Origin of the sequence: Tyzzerella sp. An114, assembly GCF_002161055.1 — a bacterium.
GTDB lineage: Bacteria > Bacillota > Clostridia > Lachnospirales > Anaerotignaceae > Fimicola > Fimicola cottocaccae.
The window spans coordinates 256799-283075 of the sequence record NZ_NFLT01000002.1 but is presented as its reverse complement, the minus strand read 5'-3'; the positions used below and the strand labels follow the sequence as shown (position 1 = coordinate 283075).

The window sequence follows — 26277 nt, the reverse complement described above, 5'->3', positions numbered from 1 at the left end:
AATATTCACCTCTTTATAGAGTTTTATCTCACATTAATAAGGAATAACATTAAATAATATACAACAGGAGCTGTAAGAAGAACGCTATCAAAACGGTCTATAATTCCACCATGTCCTGGTATAAGATTTCCAAAATCCTTTATGCCTGTATATCTTTTCATAGCTGAAGCGGCAAGGTCTCCAATCTGTGCCAAAACAGAGCCTATTGCTCCTGTAAGGACACATAAAAGAATAGTATTGACATGTTCAAGTACAAAATATGAGTCCATAACAGTTCCATATATAAAACCTATAACCATAGCTGTCACAATTCCACCAATAGAACCTTCTATTGTCTTTTTAGGACTCAATGTAGGTATAAGTTTGTGTTTACCTATGGCAACACCTGTAAAATATGCACCTGTATCACAGCCCCATGCACATATAAATGAAAGCCATACAAAATAGATACCATAAGAGTATTCTCTTATAAGGTATATGTGGGAAATAAGAAAGCATACATAAAAATATCCGAAAAATCCCACAAAAGATTCAGTTATATTTGTATGATTATGAAAAACAACAGTATATATAAGAAAAACAAGTATAAATACAGAAACAAAAATATTAAATATATTATTTTCATTTATTATTGTATTTATAAAAAGAATATATATTACTGCAAAAATATATCCTATATAAGCAACAGGCTTTTTATCTATTGAAAAAGCCTTATAAAATTCATGCATACCTATCAAAGATGCTGCAAGAATACCAATTTTAAGCCATATTCCTCCAAAAAAAACAACAGCTATCAAAACCGGAAGAAGAATAACGCTTGATATAATTCTCACCAACATAAAAATCACCCCTAAAATTATCTACCGCCAAATCTTCTGTTTCTGTTTTGATACTGATATACAGCCTCAACAAGGTCTTCCTCTTTGAAATCAGGCCAAAGTTTATCTGAGAAACAGAATTCTGAATAAGCTATCTGCCAAAGAAGGAAATTGCTTATTCTCTCCTCACCACTTGTTCTTATTATAAGTTCAGGGTCAGGAATATCCGCTGTATCAAGATTTTTAGAAATAATGTCTTCGTCTATATCGTCAGATGAAATTTTTCCCTTTTCAACATCTTTACATATTTTCTTTACACATCTTCTAAGTTCATCTCGACCACCATAATTTAAAGCGATATGTAAATTAAGAGCATCTTTATCCTTTGTAACTTCCTCAAGATTTTTAATACTTTCCTGAATATCATAATCAAGTCTTGTAATATCACCTATGGCATCCATTTTTACATTGTCTTTTTTAGCTCTCTCAGTATATTTCTTAACATAGCTTCTTAAAAGGTCCATTATACCGTCAATTTCTTCCTGTGACCTTTTCCAGTTTTCTGTTGAGAAAGCATATACAGTAAGATGTTTTATACCAATTTTTTTAGCAGCGTCAATTATACCTTCAAGAGCGTCAGCTCCCGCTTTATGACCGGCTTTTCTTGGAAGAAAACGCTTTTTTGCCCATCTACCGTTACCGTCCATAATTATTGCTACATGCTTAGGTATATTTTCACTGTCAAGTGTGACTTCCTCTTTACCATTAAAGTAAAACATATTAACCCTCCATGATTAAAAAAACACCCCTCAAAAAGAGGGGCAAAATACTTAAAAATACTTTTTATTTTTGTATTATACAGAAAGAATATCTTTGCATTTTGACTCTGTCTTTTTGTCTATTTCAGCAATGAATTTATCTGTAATTTTCTGAATTTTTTCTTCAAGAGATTTTAATTCATCTTCTGGAATTTCTTTTTTCTTTTCCATTTTTTTGAAAGCGTCAATGGCATCTCTTCTTATATTACGTATAGCAACCTTTGAAGCTTCTGATTTCTTTTTAACATCTTTTGTAAGCTCTTTTCTTCTTTCCTCTGTAAGTTCTGGGAAAACAAGACGTATAACTTTACCGTCATTTGATGGATTTATACCAAGCTCTGATGTATTTATAGCCTTTTCAATAGCTTTTAAAAGAGAAGCGTCCCAAGGCTGTATCTGTATAAGTCTAGCTTCAGGTACAGTTATATTTCCAACCTGGTTTATAGGAGTTGGTGTTCCGTAGTAGTCAACTGTTATACGGTCAAGTACATGAGGGTTTGCTCTTCCTGCACGTATTGTATTAAATTCAGCGTCAAGAGCTGCAATAGTTTTTGTCATCTTTTCCTCGTAAATAGCAGTTTCGTTTGCCATAAGATATTCCTCCTAAAAATTAAATTTTTTAAAAATGCATTAAACTGTAACAAGTGTACCTATTTTTTCACCTTTTACAGCACGCATAATACTTTTTTCTTCATTAAGTCCAAATATAACAACAGGTATTTTCTGTTCATAACAGAGGTTTGCCGCAGCCATATCAATAACTTTAAGATTATTCTTTATAATGTCATGACATGCAATCTCTTCAATTTTTTTAGCATCTTTATTTACAGCTGGGTCGCTGTCATAAACGCCATCAATATTTTTTGCAAAGAAAAGTGCATCTGCATCAAGCTCAGCACCTCTTAATGCTGTAATTGTATCTGTTGAGAAGAAAGGATGTCCTAATCCTCCTGCAAATATAACAACTTTGCCATCTTTAAGATGAGCAAGTGCTCTTTCTTTTGAGAACTGTTCTGTTATTGTACCTATTATTATAGGTGTCTGTACAACTGCACCAATTCCAGCCTGTCTAAAGGCATCAGCAACATAAATTGCATTCATAACAGTTGCAAGCATACCGATTTGGTCAGCTTTTGTTCTGTCCATTTTTGAATCGGCACTTCTACCTCTCCAAAAGTTTCCCCCGCCAATAACAAGACATACTTCTGTACCATTTTCAACAATTTCTTTGATTTGATTGACAAGTCCGGTAACAATATTGTCATCAAAATTCTCAGTTTCATTTGATAAAGCCTCTCCACTTATTTTAAGAATAATTCTTTTATACATTACAGCAACCTCCTTCATCTTATAATGTATCATAATACAGAGACAATTTCTATACCTATTTAATTATTATTATAAACTATAATGTAAAAACTGTAAAATACACATTTTGACATATTAAAAATTTTAGTAATTTTTCAATATGTTTTGTCACCGCCGAAAATTATATCATACTTACAAGTCTTATTCAACAAAATTCAACAGTATAAAATTAAAAATATAAAAAAATAATATTAGATTACAATATACCTATAAAAATGTAAAAATTTTCATAAAAAAACTGATTGAAAAATTCAATCAGTCTTCAGTAAAATATAAACTTTATTTAAAATCATTTAAAATTTTCAATGTAAATTTATCTTCCTCACCATTAAAAAATTTATCAATAACATTTTTAAATATTTCATTTCCAGAAACTTTCCAAAAAAGAGTCATTGAAGATTTAAGTTTCATATCATCAGGAAAACCAAATATCTCACTGGCATTATTTGACTTAAGTTTTAAAAGTTCCTGACATATTTCTATAAGACGACCACCTAAAACTTCATCTTCAATATAAGCTCTAGCCTCATCAATATCAGATATAGCATAATAAGCTGAATAAGAACTGTTGCCTAGTCCTTTAATCTGAGGAAAAATATACCACATCCAGCAACTATCTTTTCTTCCGCATTTTATTTCATTTAAAGCTGTATCATAACTATATTTTTGTGCTTCATGAAATCTTTTTAAACTTTCCATGGTATATTCTCCTTTCTTTACTTAAACAAATTTTTAATACTATTTTTTACATTCTTCTTAATATTCTTTTTTGTATTTTTGACAACATTTCTTGAGTAATCTTTTACAATATTAAAATCCACATTATCCTGTTTTGAACGGTTACAATGTTTACACATACATTGGAGATTGTTTAAGTTATGTTTACCTCCCCAATTTTGAGGTATAATATGGTCAATGTCAACATCACTTTTTCTCAATTTTTTGCCACATCTAACACATGTATACCAACCATGATTAGATTTATTGTTTTCAAAATATTTATCTCTATATCCAGCCATATAAATTCCTCCTTATTATACAATAATACAATAAATTGTATTAAAATGCTATATTTTGTCTACAAAATAAAACCATATATAATAAGAATTTAGAATTAAATTTTAAATAAAAAAGCCCTATTAAACCTATAATCATAAAATATTATGAATACAAGCTAATAGGGCTTATTTTATTAAATATAAAAGAAATTAAAAATATCTAGTATCCAAAATGTTTATGAGTATGTTGAAAAGATTGAATACTGTTAATTTTAAACTTCAAAATTAAATTTATTACTGAGCTGCTTTTGCTACTTCTTCAGCAAAGTTTTCTTCTTTTTTAGCTAAACCTTCGCCTGTTTCAAAACGAACGTAACGAGCGATTGTTATAGGAGCTCCTACAACTTTAGCTACTGAATCAATGTACTGTTTTACTGACATATCACCATCTTTAACGTATGGCTGTTCAACAAGACAGATTTCTTTCATTTCTTTGTTTAATCTACCAACAATCATCTTTTCAATGATATTGTCTGGTTTAGAAGCATTTTTAGGGTCGTTCTTAGCCTGCTGTGTAAGGATTTCTTTTTCTTTTTCAATGAAGTCAGCAGGTACATTATCAACAGCGATAAATTTTGGATTTAAAGCTGCAATCTGCATAGCAACGTTCTTTCCTAATTCTTCTAATTCTGGAGCTTCTTTTTCACAAGCAAGCTCAATAAGAACACCAATTCTTCCGCCACCGTGTACATATGATACTAAAGAACCAGCTGTTTCTCTAACGTATTTTTCAAAACGTCTGATATTTAAGTTTTCTCCAATTACAGCAACCTGCTGGCTGAGAGCTTCTTTAACTGTGAAAGCTTCATCAAGGCTCCATTTTTCAGCGAAGAACTCGTCCATGTTTGCAGCTGATGTTGAAGCAGCCTGTTTTGCAACATTAGCAACATAATCTTTGAATGTCTGGTTTTTAGCAACGAAGTCTGTTTCTGAGTTAACTTCTACGATAGCAGCTGTTTTCTTGTCATCTGATACATAGATGTCAACAAGACCTTCAGAAGCGATACGTCCAGCTTTTTTAGCTGATGCAGCTAATCCTTTTTCTCTTAAGAGTTCAACTGCTTTTTCCATATCTCCGTCAGTTTCTGCTAATGCTTTTTTACATTCAAGCATACCAACGCCTGTCATTTCTCTAAGTTCTTTTACCATACTTGCTGTTATAGCCATTTTAATATACCTCCATATCTGGGTTTTATATTTCGTTCTTTAACTTGAAAGACCTCAGCCCATTTATCTTATGGCTGAGGTCTGGGCATACTCTTTTAAAATTATTCAGCTGTTGCTTCTTCTACTTCTTCTTCAGCAGCAGTTGTCTGCTCGCCCTGTCTTGATTCGATAACTGCATCAGCAATCTTAGCAGCGATAAGTTTTACTGCACGGATAGCATCGTCATTACCTGGGATTACATAATCAACTTCTTCAGGGTCACAGTTTGTATCAACAATAGCAACGATTGGAATACCAAGTGTATGAGCTTCCTGGATTGCTATTCTTTCTTTTCTTGGGTCAACAACGAACATAACATCTGGAATTTTTTTCATTTCTTTAATTCCGCCAAGGTTCTTGTCTAATTTTTCTTTTTCGTGAAGTAATGCAGCAACTTCTTTTTTAGGAAGAACTTCGAAAGTTCCGTCAGCCTGCATTTCTTCAAGCTCTTTTAATCTTGCAATTCTTGTTTTGATTGTTTCAAAGTTTGTAAGCATACCACCTAACCATCTCTGGTTTACGTAGTACATTCCACATCTTTCAGCTTCTTCTTTGATTGAATCCTGAGCCTGTTTCTTTGTACCTACGAAAAGGATTTCTCCACCTTCTTTGATAGCTTCAGCAACTGCAAAGTAAGCTTCGTCAACTTTCTTTACTGTTTTCTGAAGGTCGATGATGTAGATACCGTTTCTTTCTGCGAAGATGTATTCAGCCATTTTAGGGTTCCATCTTCTTGTCTGATGTCCAAAATGAACACCTGCTTCTAATAACTGTTTCATTGATATAACGCTCATTTTTATCCTCCTCTGGTTAATCCTCCCCATCTCAATTCGCAGACAACAACCTTTTTAAAAAGCACCAGTTCTGCTTTGAGATAAGTGTGTTTTATTAGTTACCTGTGGTATTATATCATAACTAAAAAAATATTACAACTATTTTATTTTACAATTTATATTTTAATTTTTAATAAATTTAAAATACTATTTTTTTGACTCCTCTATATATCCACACTGTACATTGGAACAAACGATTTTAGGATTTTTAGTTCCCTTTTCAACCATATAGCTTCCACACTGTGGACATTTTTCACCTGTTGGCTTATTCCAAGACATAAAATCGCACTCAGGATTATTTTCACATCCAAAATATTTTCTACCTTTTTTAGTCTTTTTAATCTGAACTTTTCCGCCACATTGAGGGCATAAAACCCCTGCATCTTCAAAGAATGGTTTTGCATTCTGGCATTCTGGAAATCCTGGACAGGCAAGGAATTTACCATATTTTCCATATTTTACAACCATATTTCTTCCGCACTTATCACATATGACATCTGTAACTTCGTCTTTAATCTCAACTTTACTAAGTTTTTCTTGTGCATCAGAAACAGCTTTACTAAAATCAGGATAAAAATCTCTTATAATCTGTTTCCATTCCTGTTTTCCAAGTTCTACTTGGTCAAGATTATCCTCCATATGGGCTGTAAAATCAATATCAACAATATCAGGGAAATACATTTTCATAACATCATTTACAACTTCACCTAATTCTGTTGGATAAAGCATTTTAGCCTCTTTTACAACATAATTTCTTGATTGTATTATTGTCAATGTTGGAGCATAGGTACTTGGTCTACCTACTCCAATTTCCTCAAGAGTTTTTACAAGAGAAGCATCTGTAAAACGTGGTGGTGGCTGTGTAAAATGCTGTGCCGGTACTATTTCATTAACTTTTAACACAGTACCTTTCTCAACCTCCGGTATTTTACCTTCCGCCTTTTCATCATCGTTTTTATCATAAACTTCAAGGAAACCTTTAAATTTAATTACAGAACCTGACGCTCTAAAAACATATTTATCAGCAAATATTTTTATAGACTGTGTCTCATACACGGCAGGAGCCATTTGACTTGCTATAAATCTTTCCCATATAAGTTTATAAAGTTTATATTGCTCTTTTGTCAAAGACTCCTTAACACTGTCTGGAGTTCTCGATGCATTTGTTGGACGAATAGCCTCATGAGCATCTTGAGTTTTACCCTTTGATTTATATACAGCTCTTTCAGGATTTAAGTATTCACTAGGGAAATTCCCAAGTATAAAGCTTTTTGCGTCTTCATAGGCTTCATCAGAAATTCTTACAGAGTCAGTTCTTATATATGACACAAGACCAACTGTGCCCTCTCCCTGTATATCAACACCCTCATAAAGCTGCTGAGCAACCATCATTGTTTTTTGAGTTGTCATATTAAGATGTTTACTTGCTTCCTGTTGAAGTGTACTTGTTGTAAATGGAGCAATAGGATTTTTAACCCTTGTTCCCTTTTTATTTTCCTCAACAACAAAATCACAATTTTCAAGGTCTGAAAGTATTTTATCAACTTCATCTTTACTTTTAAGTTCTATTTTTCCATCTTTTATTCCAACAAATCTTGTTGCAATTTTTTTATTATTCTTATCTTTTAAAATAGCCTCTATTGACCAATATTCTTCAGGAATGAAACTGTTTATTTCTTCTTCCCTGTCACATATTATTCTTAATGCAACAGACTGAACACGTCCAGCACTTAAGCCTTTTTTCACCTTTTGCCATAAAAGAGGACTTATAGTATACCCAACAACTCTATCAAGAACACGTCTTGCCTGTTGAGCATTTACAAGGTCCATATCAATATCCCTTGCCTCTTTTATAGATTTTTTAACAGCATTTTTTGTTATCTCGTTAAATGTAATTCTGCTTACATCTTTTTCATCAAGATTTAAAGCTGTTATAAGATGCCAACTTATAGCCTCTCCCTCACGGTCAGGGTCAGTTGCAAGATAAACTTTATCAGCACTTTTAGCTTCTTTTCTAAGTTTGCTTAAAAGCTCACCTTTTCCTCTTATAGTTATATATTTAGGTTCAAAATCGTTTTCTATATCAATACCCATTTGGCTTTTAGGAAGGTCTCTAACATGACCCATAGAAGCCTCTATTTTATATGAACTTCCAAGAAATTTTTTAATTGTTTTTGCCTTTGCAGGTGACTCAACAATAACTAAATTTTTCTTGACAGATTTTTCTTTTTTATTTGCAGTAGCCATATTCCACCTCTTTAACTAAGTTTCCTAATATATTTCATAGAAGGCAGTTTTTGTATATACCCTGAAATTTCAAGGGTAAACAAAATATACTGTATCTCTGTTATATCTTTTTTAAGTTTATTTACTATTTCATCAACACTGACAGGTTCAAAGGAAAGAAATTCATAAACAGCCTTTTCATCATCTGACATATTTTCTGTTGTTTCATTTATATATTTTTCTTTTTCTTCTTCCTCATAGGATATACCAAGTTCAAAGAGAATATCATCAAAACTTGTTATAGGAGGACAACCTTGTTTTATAAGTTCATTTGTTCCAGCACTATATTTACTTGTTATATTTCCCGGAACAGCAAAAACATCTCTACCATTTTCCAAAGCACTTTCAACTGTTGAGAATGTTCCGCTGTTTAATCCAGCTTCAACTACAACAACAGCTCTAGAAAGACCACTTATTATTCTATTTCTTGCTGGAAAATTATAAGATAAAGGAGCTGTTTTAGGTGGATATTCAGAAATAACACACCCATTATTTATTATTTTTTCCATAAGACTTCTATTTTCAGAAGGATAACAAATATCAATACCATTTCCTAAAACAGCTATTGTTTTGCCTTTTCCAGCAATAGCTCCTTTATGTGCAACAGTGTCAATACCTCTTGCCATACCACTTACAATAACAAAGTTTCTTTCTCCCAAATCTTTCGCAATATTAAATCCTACACTTTTACCATATTCAGTACATCTTCTTGTGCCTATTATGCTTATTCTTTCAAGACCATCATCAGGCATTGTTCCTTTAATATAAAGACCTAAAGGGGGGTCATATATATTTTTAAGGCTTTTAGGATATTTATCATCAAAATACGATATGAAATTTATATTGTCTTTATCCATATTTTCAATAATTTTATAAATATTATCTTCATTTCTGGATTTAATTATTTTCATTACAGTTTCGTATTTTACGCCTTCAATCTTTGAAAGTTCAACACTATCTGCACTCCAAATATTTTCGGGGTTTTTAAAATATTCAATAAGTTGAAAAATTTTCTTTCTTCCAACGCCATAAATATTTGAAAGCCACAGCATATAAAAATCTGTATCCATATCTTTTATCCCCCCATTTTCTCATTATGCACACTATAATATATTCTTTTTGGAATAAATTCAATAAAATTTTTTTGTCCCACCAGTATAAAACTTTTAAAAAAATTATGTTTTTCCTTTAATTTAAAGCCTTTAAGCAATTCAAAAAATTTTTTAAAACTATATAAATATGTAGAAAAAATTTTAAATAATTGATATGATTTTTAATATAAAACAAGAAAAGAGGTTTTTTATTATGCTCTCAAAAATTATAAGCTGTGCTCTTTTTGGTATTGATGGAAATAGAATTGATGTTGAAGTAGATATAAGCAACGGAATGCCTGCTTTTGATATAGTCGGATTACCTGATTCAGCAGTCAAAGAGTCAAAAGAGAGAGTCAAAACAGCTATAAAAAATTCAAATATATCATTTCCTGTTAAAAGAATAACAGTAAATCTTGCACCAGCAGACATAAGAAAAGAAGGACCTTCCTTTGACCTTCCTATTGCTGTTGGTATACTGTCATGTATGGGTATTATAAATATAAAAAGTACAGAAAAATTTATGTTCACTGGTGAATTATCTCTTGATGGAACAATAAAGCCTATAAACGGCATATTACCAATGGTATTTTCACTCTATAACGAAGGAATTGAAAATTTTATTGTTCCTTTTGAAAACAGAAATGAAGCCAGTTTAATAAAAGGTGCAAATATATTCCCTGTAAAAAACATAAATGAATTAATAGATTTTTTAAAAAACAATAATATAAAACCTTATGTGAATAATATATCAGAAAATATTCAAAAATCATCAAGCTATAATTTAGACTTTTCCGATGTAAAAGGACAGGAAAATGTAAAAAGAGCAATGGAAATTGCTGCTGCTGGATATCACAATATACTTATGATTGGACCTCCCGGCTCTGGCAAAACAATGATGGCAAAACGTCTTCCATCAATAATGCCACCTCTTTCCTTTGAAGAATGTATAAACATAACAAAAATATACAGTGTGGCAGGACTTTTAAAAGACAAAAACTATTTATTAAAAGAAAGACCTTTCCGCTCACCTCATCACACTATATCATCAGCAGCTTTGGCAGGTGGTGGTAGAATACCTCGTCCCGGTGAAGTCTCACTGGCAACAGGAGGAATATTATTTCTTGATGAACTTCCGGAATTTAGTAGGAGTTCATTAGAAGTTTTAAGACAACCTTTAGAAGACAAAACAGTTACAATATCAAGAGCCCAAGGAATACTTACATATCCGGCAGATTTTATGCTTGTTGCAGCAATGAACCCTTGTCCTTGTGGATATTATGGCACAGATGACCGTTGCCATTGTACAGATAATGAAATTATAAAATATACTCATAAGATAAGCGGCCCTCTTCTTGATAGAATTGATATTCAGGTTGAGGCATCACAAATAAATTATGATGATTTTGAAAATTATTCAAAAACTGAAACTTCTGAAGATATATTAAAAAGAGTTATAAAAGCTCATAACATACAGAAAAAACGTTTTGAAAATGAAAATATTTTGTTTAACTCTCAAATGTCACCAGCACAAATAGAAAAATTCTGTGTTTTAGGTAAAAATGAAAAAGCTATTATAAAAAGAGCTTTTGAAGCTTTAAAAATGAGTGCCAGAGGTTATCACAAAACACTTAAAATTGCAAGAACAATAGCTGACATTGATAATTCTGAAAATATAACCGTAAAACATATTGGAGAAGCTATACAATACAGAAATCTTGACAGAAATTATTTTGAATAAAAACATTTGATGTCAGACATTTATTTACAATAAAAAACCTTTTTATACTATAATATTTACTTTATTTTGCAGTTATATTATAATTACCTTGAAAGGAGGATTTATAAATAGGGAAAATTTGATTTGATTATTTTAAAAACTTTATATTTAGGAGGCATAAAACAATGATTGTAATGATTGACAGTGCAAATTTAGAAGAAATCAAATATTTATTCAACTATTTTCCTTATGATGGTGTAACAACAAATCCTTCAATATTAAAAAAAGAAAACAGAAACCCTTTTGAACAGCTTAAAGATATTAAAAATATAATTCCAAAAGATACTATGCTTCATTGTCAGGTATTATCAAAAAATGCTGATGAAATGGTAAAAGAAGCTGAGTATATAGTAGAAAAATTTGGAAAAGATACATATATAAAAGTTCCTGTAACTGAAGAAGGATTAAAAGCTATAAACATACTTTCAAAGAAAGGTATTAATACTACAGCAACTGCAATATACACAGCCATGCAAGGTTATATGGCTGCAAAAGCAGGAGCAAAATTTGTTGCACCTTATGTAAATAGACTTGATAATTTAGGCTATGATGGTGTACAAGTTGCTAAAGATATACACACTCTTTTAAAAAATCATAATTTTAATTGTAAAGTTGTAGCAGCTAGTTTCAAAAATTCACAGCAAATTTTAGAACTTGGAAAATTTGGAATTGAAGCTATAACAGCATCTTTTGATGTTTTAAGAAATCTTTATATACATCCTGTAACAGACAAAGCTGTAAATGATTTCTGTAATGATTTTGAAAAAATAGAAGACAATCATAAAACAATGCTTGATTATTAAAGAAATTAAGAGCTGATATTTAAAATATCAGCTCTTTTTATTTGTCTAAAAATAATAAAAAAAGAGTGCAGAAATCTGCACTCTTTTATAGCAAAATAATATTAAAATTATTCAGCGTCTACTTTAGCCATGTGAAGGATAAGGTCACAAACTTTGTTTGAGTAACCCCATTCATTGTCATACCAAGATACTAATTTAACGAAGTTGTCGTTAAGAGCGATACCAGCTTTAGCATCGAAGATTGATGTATGAGGATCGCCGATGAAGTCTGTTGAAACAACATCGTCTTCTGTGTATCCAAGGATACCTTTTAATTCGCCTTCAGCAGCTTCTTTAACAGCAGCTTTGATTTCTTCATAAGTAGCTGGTTTAGCAAGACGGCATGTAAGGTCTACAACTGATACGTCAAGTGTAGGAACACGGAATGACATACCTGTTAATTTTCCGTTTAATTCAGGGATAACTTTACCAACTGCTTTAGCAGCACCTGTTGATGAAGGAATGATGTTGTTAGAAGCAGCACGTCCACCTCTCCAGTCTTTCTTTGAAGGACCGTCTACTGGTTTCTGTGTAGCTGTTGTTGAGTGAACTGTTGACATTAAACCTTCGATAACACCAAATTTGTCGTTGATAACTTTTGTTAAAGGAGCAAGACAGTTTGTTGTACAAGAAGCGTTTGATACAACGTTCATATCTTTTGTGTATTTGTCGTTGTTTACACCCATAACGAACATTGGAGCGTCTGCTGATGGAGCAGAGATAACAACTTTTTTAGCACCGCCATTGAAGTGAGCAGAAGCTTTTTCTGTTGTTGTGAATACACCTGTTGATTCAACAACATATTCAGCACCTACTGAAGCCCAAGGAATATCTTTAGGATCCATGCAGTTAAATACTGTGATTTCATTTCCGTTAACTACAAGTTTACCATCTTTGATTTCGATAGTACCTTTGAAACGTCCATGGATTGAGTCATATTTAAGCATGTATACCATGTATTCAAGGTCGATGAATGGGTCATTGATAGCAACAACCTGTGCACCCTCTTTTGTTAAAGAAGCACGGAATACAAGTCTACCGATACGTCCAAATCCATTAATACCAATTTTAACCATTTAAAAATTCCTCCTCTTATTAAAACTTTTAAAAAGCCTTAGGTTTATTACCTTTATAAATTATACCATAAAACAAGTATATTTTAAACATTTTTTATTATAACATTATTAAATATATGTTTGGAAAATTAAGTCAAAATACGCCACTTTTTTATAGATATATGACATTTATATTTAACTTATAACAGCATTTTTTAGTTATTTTAACAACTCAAATTATATCAATATGATAATTATGCTAAATTAGGGTTGGGATTGTTAAAAAATTATTTTAACAAAATTATACAACCCTAATTTAATAATGCACAAAATTATACAATATTATATAACAAATATAATCAATAATCTCTTTTAAGTATATTAATTATAGACACTGTAAGTAATGCAGATGAAACCACAAAAGCCACAGAGCTTAAAACCAAATTTGTTATTTTCATGTCCAAACCTCCCTAAACATATATTAATTATTTATTTAAAGTAGTTTACACCAGACTCAAAAATCTTCTGATTTTTATTTCCGGCAACATTTTTATAAAGACCTTTTCCAATACGCTCAGAATGTCCCATTTTTCCTAATACACGACCGTCTGGACTTGTTATACCTTCAATAGCCATCATTGAGCCGTTAGGATTGTATCTTATATCATAAGTTGCCTTTCCTGCTGTGTCAACATACTGAGTTGCAACCTGTCCATTTGCTATAAGTTCATCAATAACATGTTTAGGAGCAACAAATCTTCCTTCACCATGAGATACAGGTATTGTATGAATATCATCAGGTTCAACACCCCAAAGCCATGGTGATTTATTTGAAGTAATCTTTGTATCAACAAGGCATGAAACGTGACGACCTATTTTATTGAATGTAAGTGTAGGACTTTCAGCGTCAATATCTCTTATTTCGCCATATGGAACGAGACCAAGTTTAATAAGAGCCTGGAAACCGTTACATATACCAAGCATAAGACCATCTCTGTTATTTAAAAGGTCCATAACAGCTTCTTTTATTCTTGGATTTCTAAATGTTGCAGCGATAAATTTACCTGAACCGTCAGGCTCGTCACCAGCACTAAATCCACCTGGGAACATTATTATCTGTGACTGTTTTATTGTTTTTTCCATTTTAACAATAGTTTCTTCAAGAGCCTGAACAGAAAGATTATTTACAACAACAGTTTCAACGTCAGCACCAGCATTTATAAATGCTTTTGCAGAGTCATATTCACAGTTTGTTCCTGGGAATACTGGTATAAATACTTTTGGTTTTGCAAGACCTATTCCTGGGAATTTCTTTTCAGGAACAACAAATGTATCTATTATTGGAGCGTCCTCAAAATCTGATTTTGTTTTTGTTGGGAATACTTTTTCAAGTGGTTTTTCCCATGTATTAACCATATCTTTGATAGCTATCTCAGCACCCATAACTTTTATTACAGGTTCAGGTATAGTCTCTCCAAGAATTACAGCATCTATTCCCATAAAATCAATAACTTTTGCATTTGTAAGTTCAAGTACAAATGAACCATATTCAGGTTTGAAAAGTTCTGTTGCTTCTATTTCGTCTCTTAAATCAACACCAATATAGTTACCAAAGCTCATTTTTGAAATAGCCTCTGCAATACCGCCTGTTCTTACAGTATGAGCTGATATACAGATACCTTTCTCAATAAGACTTGAAACAAGTTTAAACATTTCTTTGATATAACCATAATCTGGAAGGTCATATTTATCACGTTTAACAGGAAGGTATACAACTTTATTTCCAGCCTTTTTAAATTCAGGTGATATAATATTATCAACATTGGCAACATCAACAGCAAATGAAACAAGTGTTGGAGGAACAGTTAAATCCATAAATGTTCCAGACATACTGTCTTTACCACCAATAGCAGCTGTACCCATATTCATCTGTGCTTGGAATGCACCTATAAGAGCTGCAAAAGGTTTGCCCCACTTAGCATGGTCTGTTCCAAGTTTTTCAAAATATTCCTGGAATGTAAGTCTTACACTCTCATAATTTCCGCCTGTTGCAACTATTTTAGCAAGAGACTCTATAACAGCATAGGAAGCACCATGGAAAGGACTCCATTTTGATATTTCTGGGTTATATCCATAACTCATAAGAGTTGCAGTTGTTGTGTCAGCTGTAAGCATAGGAACTTTTGCTGCCATAGCTTCTGGAGGAGTAAGCTGATTTTTACCACCATAAGGCATAAGAACAGTGTTTGCTCCAATAGTTGAGTCAAATCTCTCAACAAGACCTTTCTGACTTGCAACATTAAGATTTTTAAGGTTTTCAAACCAAGCTGCTTTTATATCATTTTCAATAAGTATTTTTTCAACAGATGTATTATTGAAATATCCACCTTTAACAGGCATTTTTACATCTACTTCAGTTCTCTGTGTTGCACCGTTTGTGTCAAGGAAATCTCTTGATATATTTACAATATCTTTTCCTCTCCATTTCATAACAAGTCTTCTGTCATCTGTTACAACAGCAACTGGAGTTGCTTCAAGATTTTCATCATTAGCAAATTTTATAAATTTGTCAACGTTTTCTTTCTCTACAACAACAGCCATTCTCTCCTGAGATTCTGAAATAGCAAGCTCTGTTCCATCAAGACCTTCATATTTCTTTGGAACAGCATCAAGATTTATAACAAGACCGTCTGCAAGTTCTCCGATGGCAACGGAAACACCGCCAGCACCAAAGTCATTACAGCGTTTAATCATTTTACTAACTTCTGGATTTCTGTAAAGTCTCTGAAGTTTTCTTTCAGTAGGTGCATTACCTTTCTGAACTTCAGCTCCACAAGTTTCAATAGATTCAATAGTATGTTCTTTAGAAGAACCTGTTGCACCGCCACAACCGTCACGGCCAGTTCTTCCACCTACAAGTATTATGATGTCATCTTTTGCCGGAACTTCTCTTATAACATTTTCTTTCTTAGCAGCTGCAATTACAGCACCAATTTCCATTCTCTTGGCAACAAATCCAGGGTCATAAACTTCTGCAACCTGACCTGTTGCAAGACCAATCTGGTTACCATAAGAACTATATCCTCTAGCTGCCTCTGTAACAATTTTTCTTTGTGGAAGTTTACCTTCTATTGTTTCAGAAACAGGAACAGTAGGGTCTGCCGCACCTGTTACACGCATAGCCTGATATACATAGGCACGTCCTGAAAGTGGGTCACGAATTGCTCCACCTAAACATGTAGCAGCACCACCGAAAGGTTCAATTTCTGTTGGGTGATTGTGAGTTTCATTTTTGAACATGATAAGCCACTCTTCTGTCACTCCGTCAACATCAACAGGAACAACTATTGAGCAGGCATTAATTTCTTCTGACTGGTCGAGATTATCAAGTATACCTTTTTTACGAAGAGTTTTCATACCAAGAACAGCAATATCCATAAGGTTTATATCTCTATCCTTAGCCTTATCTCCATAAACATAATCTCTTTCTTCAAGATATTCATTATAAGCTTTTTCAAAAGCATCTTTATAGAAACCATCTTCAAAAGATACTTTATCAATTTTTGTTTGGAAAGTTGTATGACGACAGTGGTCTGACCAATATGTATCAATAACTCTTATTTCTGTAACAGTCGGATTTCTCTTTTCAGTGTCTCTGAAATATTTCTGACAGAATATAAGGTCTTCATTGCTCATAGCTGTTTCAAGCTCATTTCTTAAGGCAATGATTTCTTCTTCAGATTTATCAATAAATCCTTCAAAGCTCTTTATATCCTCAGGATAATTCATTTCCATTTTAAGACTTTCTGGTTTTTCAAGAGAAGCCTCTCTACTATCAACAGGGTTTATACAATAATGTTTTATTCTTGAAACTTCATCATCAGAAAGTTCTCCTTTTAAAACAAAAACTTTTGCCACTGTAATAGTAGGCTTTTCTGCCTGTGAAATAAGCTGAACACACTGCATTGCAGAGTCTGCTCTCTGGTCATACTGACCTGGAAGATATTCTGTTGCAAAAACAGTTTCATCTTCGCCAAATTCAACTTTTTCTTCATAAATAATATCAACCGGAGCCTCTGCAAAAATTGTTGTTTTTGCACTTTCATAATCTTTGTCAGAAATACCCTCAATATCATATCTATTAAGTATTCTGATACCTAAAAGTCCGGCAATATTAAGATTTTCTCTTATGTCTTCAAAAAGATGTGTTGCCTCAACATCGCACCCTTTTTTCTTTTCAACATAAAGGCGTTTTATACTATCCATATATACATCCCTTCCGTATAAGATATAATTTGATGAACAACATAATTTACTTAACTTTTTTGTTGTAATATGTACTGTTTTATTTTATCATGTTAATTAAAATATGTAAAACATATATAATGGAGTTTGAATATAAAATTAATTATATATGTTATTTATAAATTTAAAAAATTTTAACAAAAGTATTAATACAATTGGTAAAATATTACGGAGGATTTTTTTAAATGTTTTTTATATTTGGTATTTCCAACGGAATTAAGGATTTGAATTTTTCAAAAATGGTAATTTGCAAAAATTGTGGAAAATATGGTCGAATTGAATTTTTTATGGTATATACATACCTAAGTTTATTTTTTATACCTGTTTTTAAGTGGGGTAAAAAGTTTTATTGTAAATCAACTTGTTGTAATGCTATATTTTCTGTAAGTGACGAAATAGGTCAAAAAATACTTAAAGGTGAAAATCCTGATATTGATGACAGTGACCTTATTTATGAGTATACAGAAGGATATAATAACTACAACAACTATAATAACAACTTTAAATGTCCTAATTGTGGTTATCCTGTAAACTCTGAATTTGAATACTGTCCAAAATGTGGAAGTAAAATAAAATAGCAAAAAAATCTCCTGATTTTACAGGAGATTTTTTATTTTATCTATAAAACTTTTTTCTTATGTTTTCTAAAACTCTTTTTTCAATTCTTGATACTTGTACCTGAGATATTCCAAGAATTTTTGAAATTTCCGTTTGAGTTTTATCCTCAAAATATCTCATAAATATAATACTTCTCTCTTTTGGTTCAAGTTTACAAAGTATTTCCTTAAGAGCAATTATATCAACAAAATTATCTTCCTCATTATCTTCTGATAATTTATCTATCAAAAATACAGGATTTCCATCATTTTGATAAACTGTTGAAAATATTGACTCAACATCTCTTGAAGACTCCAAAGCAACAATAATATCATCAACAGGTATTCCCGTTTTTTCTGAAAGTTCTGAAATTTGAGGTTCTCTCCCATTTTTTCTCAAAAATTCTTCTGTCTCATATTTTATTTTCATAGCTGTTTCTTTTACAGGTCTACTAACTTTTATTATTCCGTCATCTCTAAGAAATCTTTTTATTTCTCCAAGTATCATAGGTACTGCATATGTTGAAAATTTAACATCATAAGTCATATCAAACTTTTCAATACATTTTAAAAGACCAATAGAACCAATCTGAAAAAGGTCTTCCATGTCACAACCTCTAGTTCTAAATCTTCTAACAATACTCCATACAAGACCGGCATTCTCTTTAAGTATCTGCTCTTTAGCTTGTCTGTCTCCTTGCTGTGCACGTTCTATAAGTTCATAAATTTTATCCACAGCAATCACCTCACAATGATGAGGTTTTATCTATTTTTTTAGTCATAGTGACTTTTGTTCCCACGCCCTTTTCACTTTCAACAGTTACAGTATCCATAAATGTTTCCATAACTGTAAAGCCCATTCCTGAACGTTCTTCATCTATTTTTGTAGTAAAAAGAGGTGTTCTTGCTTTTTCAATGTTTTCAATGCCTTTCCCCTTATCTGTAATCTCTATGTACACTGTATTTTCTACATAACCACAAAAAAGCTCCACAATACCTTCTTTACCCTCATACCCATGTATTATAGCATTTGTGACAGCCTCAGACACAGAAGTTTTAATATCTGATATATCACTCAGTGTAGGGTCAAGCTGCATTATAAAAGCTGATACAGCTATTCTAGCAAAGGCCTCATTTCTTGAGTCAGAATTAAAAGACAATTTCATTTTATTTTCATAATTCATTTTATCACCCCCGAAATAGCAGAAACAGCCTCATCAAGGGTTTCATAACATTTTATAATTTTATAAAGACCTGATATTTTAAATATTCTGTCAAAAGTTTCATTTACTTTAGCAACAACAACTTTTCCGCCAAAATTTTTTACATACTTATATCTACCTATAACCATTCCTATTCCTGAGCTATCCATAAATGTTACTTTTGAAAAATCAAAAATCATATTTTTAACATTTAAACTATAAAATTCATCTTCTATTCTTGTTCTTATTTCTTCTGCTGTATGGTGGTCAATCTCACCTTCTATGGAAACAATAAGTATATTATTTACTTTATCAAAATTTAACTGCATTTTTATTCCTCCTTTTGATGAAATAATTATACAATATTTTCCATATTTTAAGATTGATAATCCTTCGTATTTTATTTACAGATTATTTTATAAATTTTTATATTAAAACATTTAACAACAAAAAAAGATGCTTTTTTAAAAAAAGCATCTTTTTTATAAATATTATATATTAAATAAAAGTTCTCCGTATGTTGGGAAAGGCCATACTTTCTGGTCAACAATAAGCTCAAGTTCATCTGCTGGTTTTCTAAGTTCTTCCATAGCAACAGCAACAGCATCTTTAAAGTATACAGCTTTTTCAGCTGTTTCTCCCTCAAAATTAACAGCTTTATCTGTAACTTCTGCAAGATGTTTAAGAGCATTGTTAAACTCCTTAAGGTTTTCTGTAACTTTTCCAAGTATCTCTTTTTCAACAGAAGGGTCTCCACCTGCTGCAATTATTGAATTTATATCATTAGCAAGCATTCCAGAGTATTTCATTACAGCTGGTCTTATCTGTTTTGAAGCCATATCAAGCATAGTTCTTGCTTCTATTGTTATCTGATTTATATAAGCTTCATATGTTATTTCCGCTCTTGAGTGAAGCTCAACATCTGAAAGAACACCATGACGAGTAAATACTCCAATAGCTTTTTCTGTAATAAGACTTGGAATAGCATCTACCATATATCTAAAGTTTGGAAGTCCTCTTCTTTCAGCTTCTTTAACCCATTCTTCAGAATATCCATTACCGTCAAAAAGTATTCTCTTATGCTCAACATAAGTTTTTCTGATAAGTTCATGAACACAAGCATTAAAATCTTCAGCTTTTTCAAGTTCATCAGCAAACTCTTTAAGTACATCAGCAACTATTGTATTTATAAAGAAGTTAGGTCCTGCTATTGACATTGAAGAAGGAACCATTCTAAATTCAAATTTATTTCCTGTAAATGCAAAAGGTGAAGTTCTATTTCTGTCTGTTGCATCTTTTTTAAGAGCTGGAAGTGTACTTACGCCAATCTGCATTTTTTCTCCCTGTATACTATTTTCAACATGACCTGCCTCAAACTGTTTTAATATATCTTCAAGCTGGTCTCCAAGGAATATTGAAATTATAGCTGGCGGAGCTTCAGCAGCACCAAGTCTATGGTCATTTCCAGGGTTTGCAGCAACCATTCTTAAAAGGTCAGCATGAACATCAACAGCTTTTATTACTGCAACAAGGAAAAGAAGGAACTGTGCATTTTCGTGAGGAGTTTTTCCTGGGTCCAAAAGGTTCTGTCCGTCATCAGTACAGAGTGACCAGTTATCATGTTTTCCACTTCCATTTACACCAGCAAAAGGTTTTTCATGAAGAAGACATACAAGACCATGATGACTTGCAATTCTCTTAAGAGCCTCCATAATAAGCTGATTATGGTCAGTAGCTATATTAGCATCAGCATATACAGGAGCAAGCTCATGCTGTGCTGGAGCAACTTCATTGTGCTGTGTCTTTGCAGAAACACCAAGTTTCCAAAGTTCAACATTAAGTTCATGCATAAAACAAGCAATTCTCTCTTTTATATTTCCAAAATAGTGGTCATCAAGTTCCTGACCTTTTGGAGGTTTAGCACCGAAAAGTGTTCTTCCTGTAAAAATAAGGTCTTTTCTCTGTTTGTAAAGCTCTCTATCAACAAGGAAATATTCCTGTTCAGCACCTACTGATACAATAATTCTTCTTGATGTTGTGTTACCAAAAAGTCTTAAAACTCTTAATGCCTGTAAATTTATAGCTTCAAGAGAACGAAGAAGAGGAGTTTTTTTGTCAAGAGCCTCTCCTGTGTATGAACAGAATGCTGTTGGTATACAGAGAGTAACACCGGAAGCATCTTCTTTTAAGAATGCAGGTGATGTACAGTCCCAAGCTGTATATCCTCTAGCCTCAAATGTTGTACGAAGTCCTCCTGATGGGAAAGAAGAAGCGTCAGACTCTCCTTTAACAAGTGTTTTACCGGAGAATTCCATTATAGCAGTACCATCACCCATAGGAGTAAGGAATGCATCATGTTTTTCAGCTGTAATTCCTGTCATAGGCTGGAACCAGTGTGTATAATGAGTAGCACCTCTCTCAATAGCCCAATCTTTCATAGCGTTAGCTACAATATCAGCAACATCTGAACGAAGTCTTTCTCCATTTTCAATAGTGTTTTTAAGCTCATTGTATATTTTTTTAGGAAGTCTCTCACGCATAACTGCGTCATTAAAAACATTCATTCCGAATATTTCAGGTATTGAAACCTTTTCGTACATAAAAAACCTCACTGTCCTTTCAATTTATAAAATTAAACCCTAGTTTGAAATTATTAACTTTTGAAATATTTTCAATTTTATCATTTTAATTGTTACAACGCAACGATAAGAGAATAATTTTATTATTATATATTTTTTATACAATATATAATTAATACTATATTGTACATAGCAATTAAAACTCTTTTTAAAAAATTTAGATTTTTACACAACAAAACAACAAAATTTAAAATTTTTAATATTAAAAAAGTATATTATTACATAATTCAAATACATATATTTTTTATAATTTCAAAAAGTTCTTCTTCATTTTTAGCACAATAATCAGCCTTTATATGACTTTCAACAACATAATTTCTTTTGTTAAGCCATACTGTTTTCCAACCGGCATTATATCCGCCCTCTATATCATTTTTAAAAGAGTCTCCCACATAATATATATCTTTTGATAAAAAGGCTTTTTCCGCCGCTTTAAAAATAGATTTATCAGGCTTTGCAAAACCTACATCCTCAGAAATAAAAATATTTTTGTCCTCTATCCATTTATAAAGACCTAAATTTTTTATTTTATTTTTCTGATGTTTTGTAAGACCATTTGTTATAATTCCAATATTAATATTTTTACTACAACAAAAATCAAGTATATTTTTAATTGTATCACTTATTTTTATATTGTTCTGATTTTTACTATATTCATATTGAAAATCAAGAGCAGATTTATCAGATACTTTTATACCTTGTGCTTCAAAAGCCTTTGAAATTCTATATATATACATCTCCTCCATTGTTATTTCGCCCTTACAGGATTTTTCAAAAACCTCATCACTGTATTTATGTCTATCTGAATAAAGTTTATTAATATCAACATTTTTTATATGACCAAAAACAGTTTCAAAGGCTTTTTCAAAAGGTTCTCTTTGATTGTAAAGTGTATCATCAACATCAAAAAATATAGCAATATTATTACTCATAATTCCCTCCAATACCAAAAAGGGCTGTTATAAATAACAGCCCTTTAAACTTTATTTTTTATAAACCAATTAAAACCATTAAAATATTATATAAACCGAAAGATTTTAAAAAATTATCACAAAGAGTATGTTTGTTGTTTGTTTATGTATTAAAAAATTAATACTTTAAATTGCAAGGTATTTTTTTATTCTTATTTTTTGTATTTTTTATTCATTATATCAATAGAAAGGTTTTTTGTAAATAAATTACTATTAAATAAATTTTTTGATAGAATTGTAAATTCCTTCACTGTCAAGACCATATTTCTTGATAAGCTCAACAGCTGGTCCAGACTCACCAAATGTGTCCTGAACACCTATTTTACATACTGGAACTGGGCATTTTGCTGATAATACATCACATACAGCACTTCCAAGTCCTCCTATTACTGAGTGCTCCTCAACTGTAACAACTTTTCCACATTCTTTTGCTGCTTCTACAATTAAATCTTCATCAATAGGTTTGATTGTATGTATATTAATTACTTTTGCCTCTATTCCTTCTTCAGCAAGTTTTTCTGCTGCTATAAGAGACTCATTTACTTCAAGTCCTGTTGCTATAATTGCAAGGTCTTTTCCTTCTCTTAAAACTATACCTTTTCCAAGTTCAAATTTATAGTCTGGTCTGTCATTTATAACAGGCACTGCAAGTCTGCCAAATCTTAAATATACAGGTCCCTGATGTTCATAAGCTGCCTCAACTGCTGCTTTTGCCTCAACATCATCAGAAGGGTTTATTACAACCATTCCAGGTATTGTTCTCATAAGTGCTATGTCTTCATTACACTGATGTGTTGCTCCGTCTTCACCTACGGATATTCCGGCATGAGTTGCTCCTATTTTTACATTAAGTTTTGGGTATCCAACTGAGTTTCTGACCTGTTCAAAAGCACGTCCTGCTGCAAACATTGCAAAGGAGCTGGCAAAAGGTACTTTCCCTGTTGCTGCAAGTCCTGCTGCAACACCTATCATATTACATTCTGCTATACCACAATCTATATGACGCTCTGGAAACTCTTTTAAAAATATTCCTGTTTTTGTTGCTCCTGCAAGGTCTGCATCAAGAACAACTACTTCAGGGTGTTTTCTTCCAAGCTCTAAAAGTGCATTTCCGTAACTTTCTCTTGTTGCGATTTTATCAGCCATTATAAAGCCCCCTCCTTCTCAAGGTCTGCCATTCCTATTTCATACTGTTCAGCGTTAGGTGCTGCTCCATGCCATGAAGCTTTATCCTCCATGAATGAAACTCCTTTTCCTTTTACTGTCTTAGCAATAATAGCTGTTGGCTGTCCTTTTGTGTTTTTTGCCTCATCAAAGGCTTTCTTTAAATCGTCAAAATCATGACCATTTATATTTATAACATGGAAATTGAATGCTTCAAATTTCTTGTCAATAGGATATGGAGAGTTTACATCCTCAATTTTACCGTCAATCTGAAGACCGTTATTGTCAACTATAACAACAAGATTATCAAGTTTTCTGTGTCCTGCAAGCATAGCTGCTTCCCAAACTTGTCCTTCCTGAATTTCACCGTCTCCTAAAAGTGTGTATACTCTGTAACTTTCATTTGAAAGTTTAGCTGATATAGCCATTCCAACAGCCGCTGAAATTCCCTGTCCAAGAGAACCACTTGACATATCTACGCCAGGTATATGTTTCATATCTGGATGTCCCTGAAGATATGAACCTACATGACGAAGTGTTTTTAAATCTTCTACTGGGAAAAATCCTCTGTTTGCAAGAGCTGCATAATATCCAGGAGCTGTATGTCCTTTTGAGAGAACAAAACGGTCTCTATCTGCTTTTTTAGGATTTTCAGGGTCAATATTCATTTCTTCAAAGTAAAGATATGTATATATGTCAGCTGCTGAAAGTGAACCGCCTGGATGTCCTGATTTTGCACAATAAACAGCTGTTAAAGCGTCTTTACGAACTTTATTTGCTATCTTTTTTAATTCTGTTTTGTCCATAATAACCTCCCAAAAAAAGTTATAATACAATCAATTTATTATTCTCCAAAAACTGCTTTGTAGTCTGCCTGGAATTTGAGAATGCCTGCATCTGTTAATGGGTGTTTTGTCATCTGTTCAATAACTGCATATGGAACTGTTGCAATGTCTGCACCTGCTAATGCACACTCCATTACATGGATTGGGTGTCTAACACTTGCTGCGATTATTTCTGTTTCAATTCCTGCTACACTAAACATTTCAGCTATTGTACGGATTAAATCTGCTCCATTTTCAGAAATATCATCAAGTCTTCCAAGGAAAGGAGATACATAAGTTGCTCCAGCTCTTGCTGCAAGTAATGCCTGGTTTGCACTGAATATAAGTGTAACGTTTGTTTTAATTCCTTCTTTTGAGAGAACTTTTACAGCTTTTAATCCTTCAACTGTCATAGGGATTTTTACAACCATGTTAGGGTGTATTGCTGCAATAGCTCTACCTTCTTTAATCATACCTTCAGCATCAACAGTTGTAGCTTTAACCTCACCGCTTATAGGTCCGTCTACTATTGTTGTGATTTCTCTTATTACTTCCTCAAAATCTCTACCTTCTTTTGCAATAAGTGAAGGGTTTGTAGTAACACCACATATTACTCCCATATCATTGGCTTTTCTAATATCCTCTACTTTAGCTGTGTCAACAAAAAACTTCATAAATAATCCCTTTCCTTTCTCTTTCTTATATTTTAAGTTTAAAATACCATTATCAATTATTTCTGACCATAGTAAGCATTAGCTCCATGTTTTCTGTAATAATGTTTATCTTTAAGTTCCTGTGGAGCTTCTTTAACTTTAGGCATAATCATTTCTGTTCTAGCAGCCATTTTTGCAACTTCTTCAAGAACAACTGCATTATGAACAGCCTCTTTACCATATTTACCCCATGTAAATGGTCCATGGTTTTTGCAAAGTACAGCAGGCATAGCAACATAATCTTTATCTTTGAAATAATCTGCTATAAGAACACCTGTATTTTTTTCATAAGCTTCTTCAATTTCATCTTTTGTAAGATTTCTTACACAAGGAATTTCACCATACATATAATCAGCATGAGTTGTACCATAGCAAGGAATAGCTCTACCTGCCTGAGCCCAGCTTGTAGCCCATGGTGAATGAGTATGAACAACTCCTCCAATATTAGGGAAAGCTTTATATAATTCAACATGTGTTGCTGTATCTGATGAAGGATTTAATTTACCCTCAACTTTGTTTCCATTAAGGTCAACAACAACCATATCATCTGGTGTAAGTTTGTCATAATCAACACCACTTGGTTTTATAACAAATAATCCTGATTCTCTATCAATTTCACTTACATTACCCCATGTAAAAGTAACAAGACCATGTTTAGGAAGCTCCATGTTTGCTTCATAAACTCTTTTTTTAAGTTCTTCTAACATA

24 protein-coding genes are annotated in these 26277 nt (G+C 32.3%); 3 read left to right on the top strand and 21 right to left on the bottom strand.

The features are described 5' to 3' along the window. Positions 1-23: 23 nt before the first annotated feature. The 10 genes from B5E58_RS03130 to dprA all read right to left on the bottom strand — a co-directional run bounded on the left by B5E58_RS03130 (position 24) and on the right by dprA (position 9457). The gene (locus tag B5E58_RS03130; protein ID WP_088108223.1) at positions 24-839 is read right to left on the bottom strand and encodes a phosphatidate cytidylyltransferase; all 816 of its coding nucleotides are present in this window, start codon (positions 837-839) and stop codon (positions 24-26) included. A gap of 17 nt (positions 840-856) precedes the next feature. Next, complete coding sequence (locus B5E58_RS03125) at positions 857-1597, bottom strand: isoprenyl transferase (protein ID WP_088108222.1); 741 nt, start codon at positions 1595-1597, stop codon at positions 857-859. Between the two features lie 75 nt (positions 1598-1672). Beyond that, positions 1673-2227 (bottom strand): ribosome recycling factor, encoded by a 555-nt coding sequence (gene frr / locus B5E58_RS03120; protein WP_088108221.1) that lies wholly within the window; start codon positions 2225-2227, stop codon positions 1673-1675. A gap of 39 nt (positions 2228-2266) precedes the next feature. Next, positions 2267-2965 (bottom strand): UMP kinase, encoded by a 699-nt coding sequence (gene pyrH / locus B5E58_RS03115; protein ID WP_242956581.1) that lies wholly within the window; start codon positions 2963-2965, stop codon positions 2267-2269. 318 nt (positions 2966-3283) lie between these two features. Continuing rightward, the gene (locus B5E58_RS03110) at positions 3284-3703 is read right to left on the bottom strand and encodes a DUF1810 domain-containing protein (RefSeq protein ID WP_088108220.1); all 420 of its coding nucleotides are present in this window, start codon (positions 3701-3703) and stop codon (positions 3284-3286) included. Positions 3704-3720: 17 nt separating this feature from the next. Next, complete coding sequence (locus B5E58_RS03105; RefSeq protein ID WP_088108219.1) at positions 3721-4023, bottom strand: HNH endonuclease; 303 nt, start codon at positions 4021-4023, stop codon at positions 3721-3723. A gap of 273 nt (positions 4024-4296) precedes the next feature. After that, complete coding sequence (tsf, locus tag B5E58_RS03100; RefSeq protein WP_088108218.1) at positions 4297-5229, bottom strand: translation elongation factor Ts; 933 nt, start codon at positions 5227-5229, stop codon at positions 4297-4299. Positions 5230-5330: 101 nt separating this feature from the next. Then, on the bottom strand, positions 5331-6062 hold the full coding sequence (gene rpsB, locus B5E58_RS03095) for a 30S ribosomal protein S2 (RefSeq protein WP_088108217.1): 732 nt from the start codon (positions 6060-6062) through the stop codon (positions 5331-5333). 186 nt (positions 6063-6248) lie between these two features. Then, entirely contained in the window at positions 6249-8348 is a 2100-nt protein-coding gene (gene topA, locus B5E58_RS03090) for a type I DNA topoisomerase (protein WP_088108216.1), read from the bottom strand. A gap of 11 nt (positions 8349-8359) precedes the next feature. Further along, positions 8360-9457, bottom strand: a complete 1098-nt coding sequence (gene dprA / locus B5E58_RS03085) for a DNA-processing protein DprA (RefSeq protein ID WP_088108215.1) — start codon at positions 9455-9457, stop codon at positions 8360-8362. A gap of 235 nt (positions 9458-9692) precedes the next feature. Between dprA and B5E58_RS03080 the strand changes: the two genes are divergently transcribed. Continuing rightward, complete coding sequence (locus B5E58_RS03080; protein ID WP_088108214.1) at positions 9693-11219, top strand: YifB family Mg chelatase-like AAA ATPase; 1527 nt, start codon at positions 9693-9695, stop codon at positions 11217-11219. A 164-nt stretch (positions 11220-11383) separates the two neighbouring features. Next, positions 11384-12061 (top strand): fructose-6-phosphate aldolase, encoded by a 678-nt coding sequence (locus B5E58_RS03075; protein ID WP_088108213.1) that lies wholly within the window; start codon positions 11384-11386, stop codon positions 12059-12061. 107 nt (positions 12062-12168) lie between these two features. Here the strand turns inward: B5E58_RS03075 and gap are convergent, their stop codons facing one another. Together gap and B5E58_RS03065 are read right to left on the bottom strand one after the other, a co-directional pair. Continuing rightward, complete coding sequence (gene gap / locus B5E58_RS03070; RefSeq protein WP_088108212.1) at positions 12169-13176, bottom strand: type I glyceraldehyde-3-phosphate dehydrogenase; 1008 nt, start codon at positions 13174-13176, stop codon at positions 12169-12171. Between the two features lie 468 nt (positions 13177-13644). After that, the gene (locus B5E58_RS03065; protein ID WP_088108211.1) at positions 13645-17421 is read right to left on the bottom strand and encodes a phosphoribosylformylglycinamidine synthase; all 3777 of its coding nucleotides are present in this window, start codon (positions 17419-17421) and stop codon (positions 13645-13647) included. Positions 17422-17645: 224 nt separating this feature from the next. Between B5E58_RS03065 and B5E58_RS03060 the strand changes: the two genes are divergently transcribed. Beyond that, positions 17646-18038 (top strand): zinc ribbon domain-containing protein, encoded by a 393-nt coding sequence (locus B5E58_RS03060; RefSeq protein WP_088108210.1) that lies wholly within the window; start codon positions 17646-17648, stop codon positions 18036-18038. A 37-nt stretch (positions 18039-18075) separates the two neighbouring features. On the opposite strand, the gene sigF is transcribed toward B5E58_RS03060, so the two are convergent. From sigF to B5E58_RS03015, 9 genes are all read right to left on the bottom strand, one after another. Continuing rightward, positions 18076-18792, bottom strand: coding sequence for an RNA polymerase sporulation sigma factor SigF (gene sigF, locus B5E58_RS03055; protein ID WP_088108209.1), 717 nt, complete (start codon positions 18790-18792; stop codon positions 18076-18078). 10 nt (positions 18793-18802) lie between these two features. Continuing rightward, positions 18803-19240 (bottom strand): anti-sigma F factor, encoded by a 438-nt coding sequence (gene spoIIAB, locus B5E58_RS03050; protein ID WP_088108208.1) that lies wholly within the window; start codon positions 19238-19240, stop codon positions 18803-18805. After that, positions 19237-19587: an anti-sigma F factor antagonist gene (gene spoIIAA, locus B5E58_RS03045; protein ID WP_088108207.1), complete on the bottom strand. Its 351-nt coding sequence runs from the start codon at positions 19585-19587 to the stop codon at positions 19237-19239. Before spoIIAA ends, spoIIAB begins: the two co-directional genes overlap by 4 nt. Positions 19588-19749: 162 nt before the next feature. Beyond that, positions 19750-21858, bottom strand: a complete 2109-nt coding sequence (locus B5E58_RS03040) for a glutamine synthetase III family protein (protein WP_088108206.1) — start codon at positions 21856-21858, stop codon at positions 19750-19752. Between the two features lie 266 nt (positions 21859-22124). Continuing rightward, complete coding sequence (locus B5E58_RS03035; RefSeq protein WP_088108205.1) at positions 22125-22829, bottom strand: HAD family hydrolase; 705 nt, start codon at positions 22827-22829, stop codon at positions 22125-22127. Between the two features lie 252 nt (positions 22830-23081). Beyond that, a complete protein-coding gene (locus B5E58_RS03030; protein WP_088108204.1) occupies positions 23082-24014 on the bottom strand; it encodes a transketolase family protein in 933 nt (310 codons plus the stop codon). Further along, the gene (locus B5E58_RS03025) at positions 24014-24838 is read right to left on the bottom strand and encodes a transketolase (protein WP_088108203.1); all 825 of its coding nucleotides are present in this window, start codon (positions 24836-24838) and stop codon (positions 24014-24016) included. Before B5E58_RS03025 ends, B5E58_RS03030 begins: the two co-directional genes overlap by 1 nt. Before the next feature lie 38 nt (positions 24839-24876). Then, positions 24877-25530, bottom strand: a complete 654-nt coding sequence (gene fsa / locus B5E58_RS03020) for a fructose-6-phosphate aldolase (protein WP_088108202.1) — start codon at positions 25528-25530, stop codon at positions 24877-24879. A 56-nt stretch (positions 25531-25586) separates the two neighbouring features. Further along, complete coding sequence (locus B5E58_RS03015) at positions 25587-26276, bottom strand: L-ribulose-5-phosphate 4-epimerase (RefSeq protein WP_088108201.1); 690 nt, start codon at positions 26274-26276, stop codon at positions 25587-25589. Between the last annotated feature and the right edge of the window lies 1 nt (position 26277).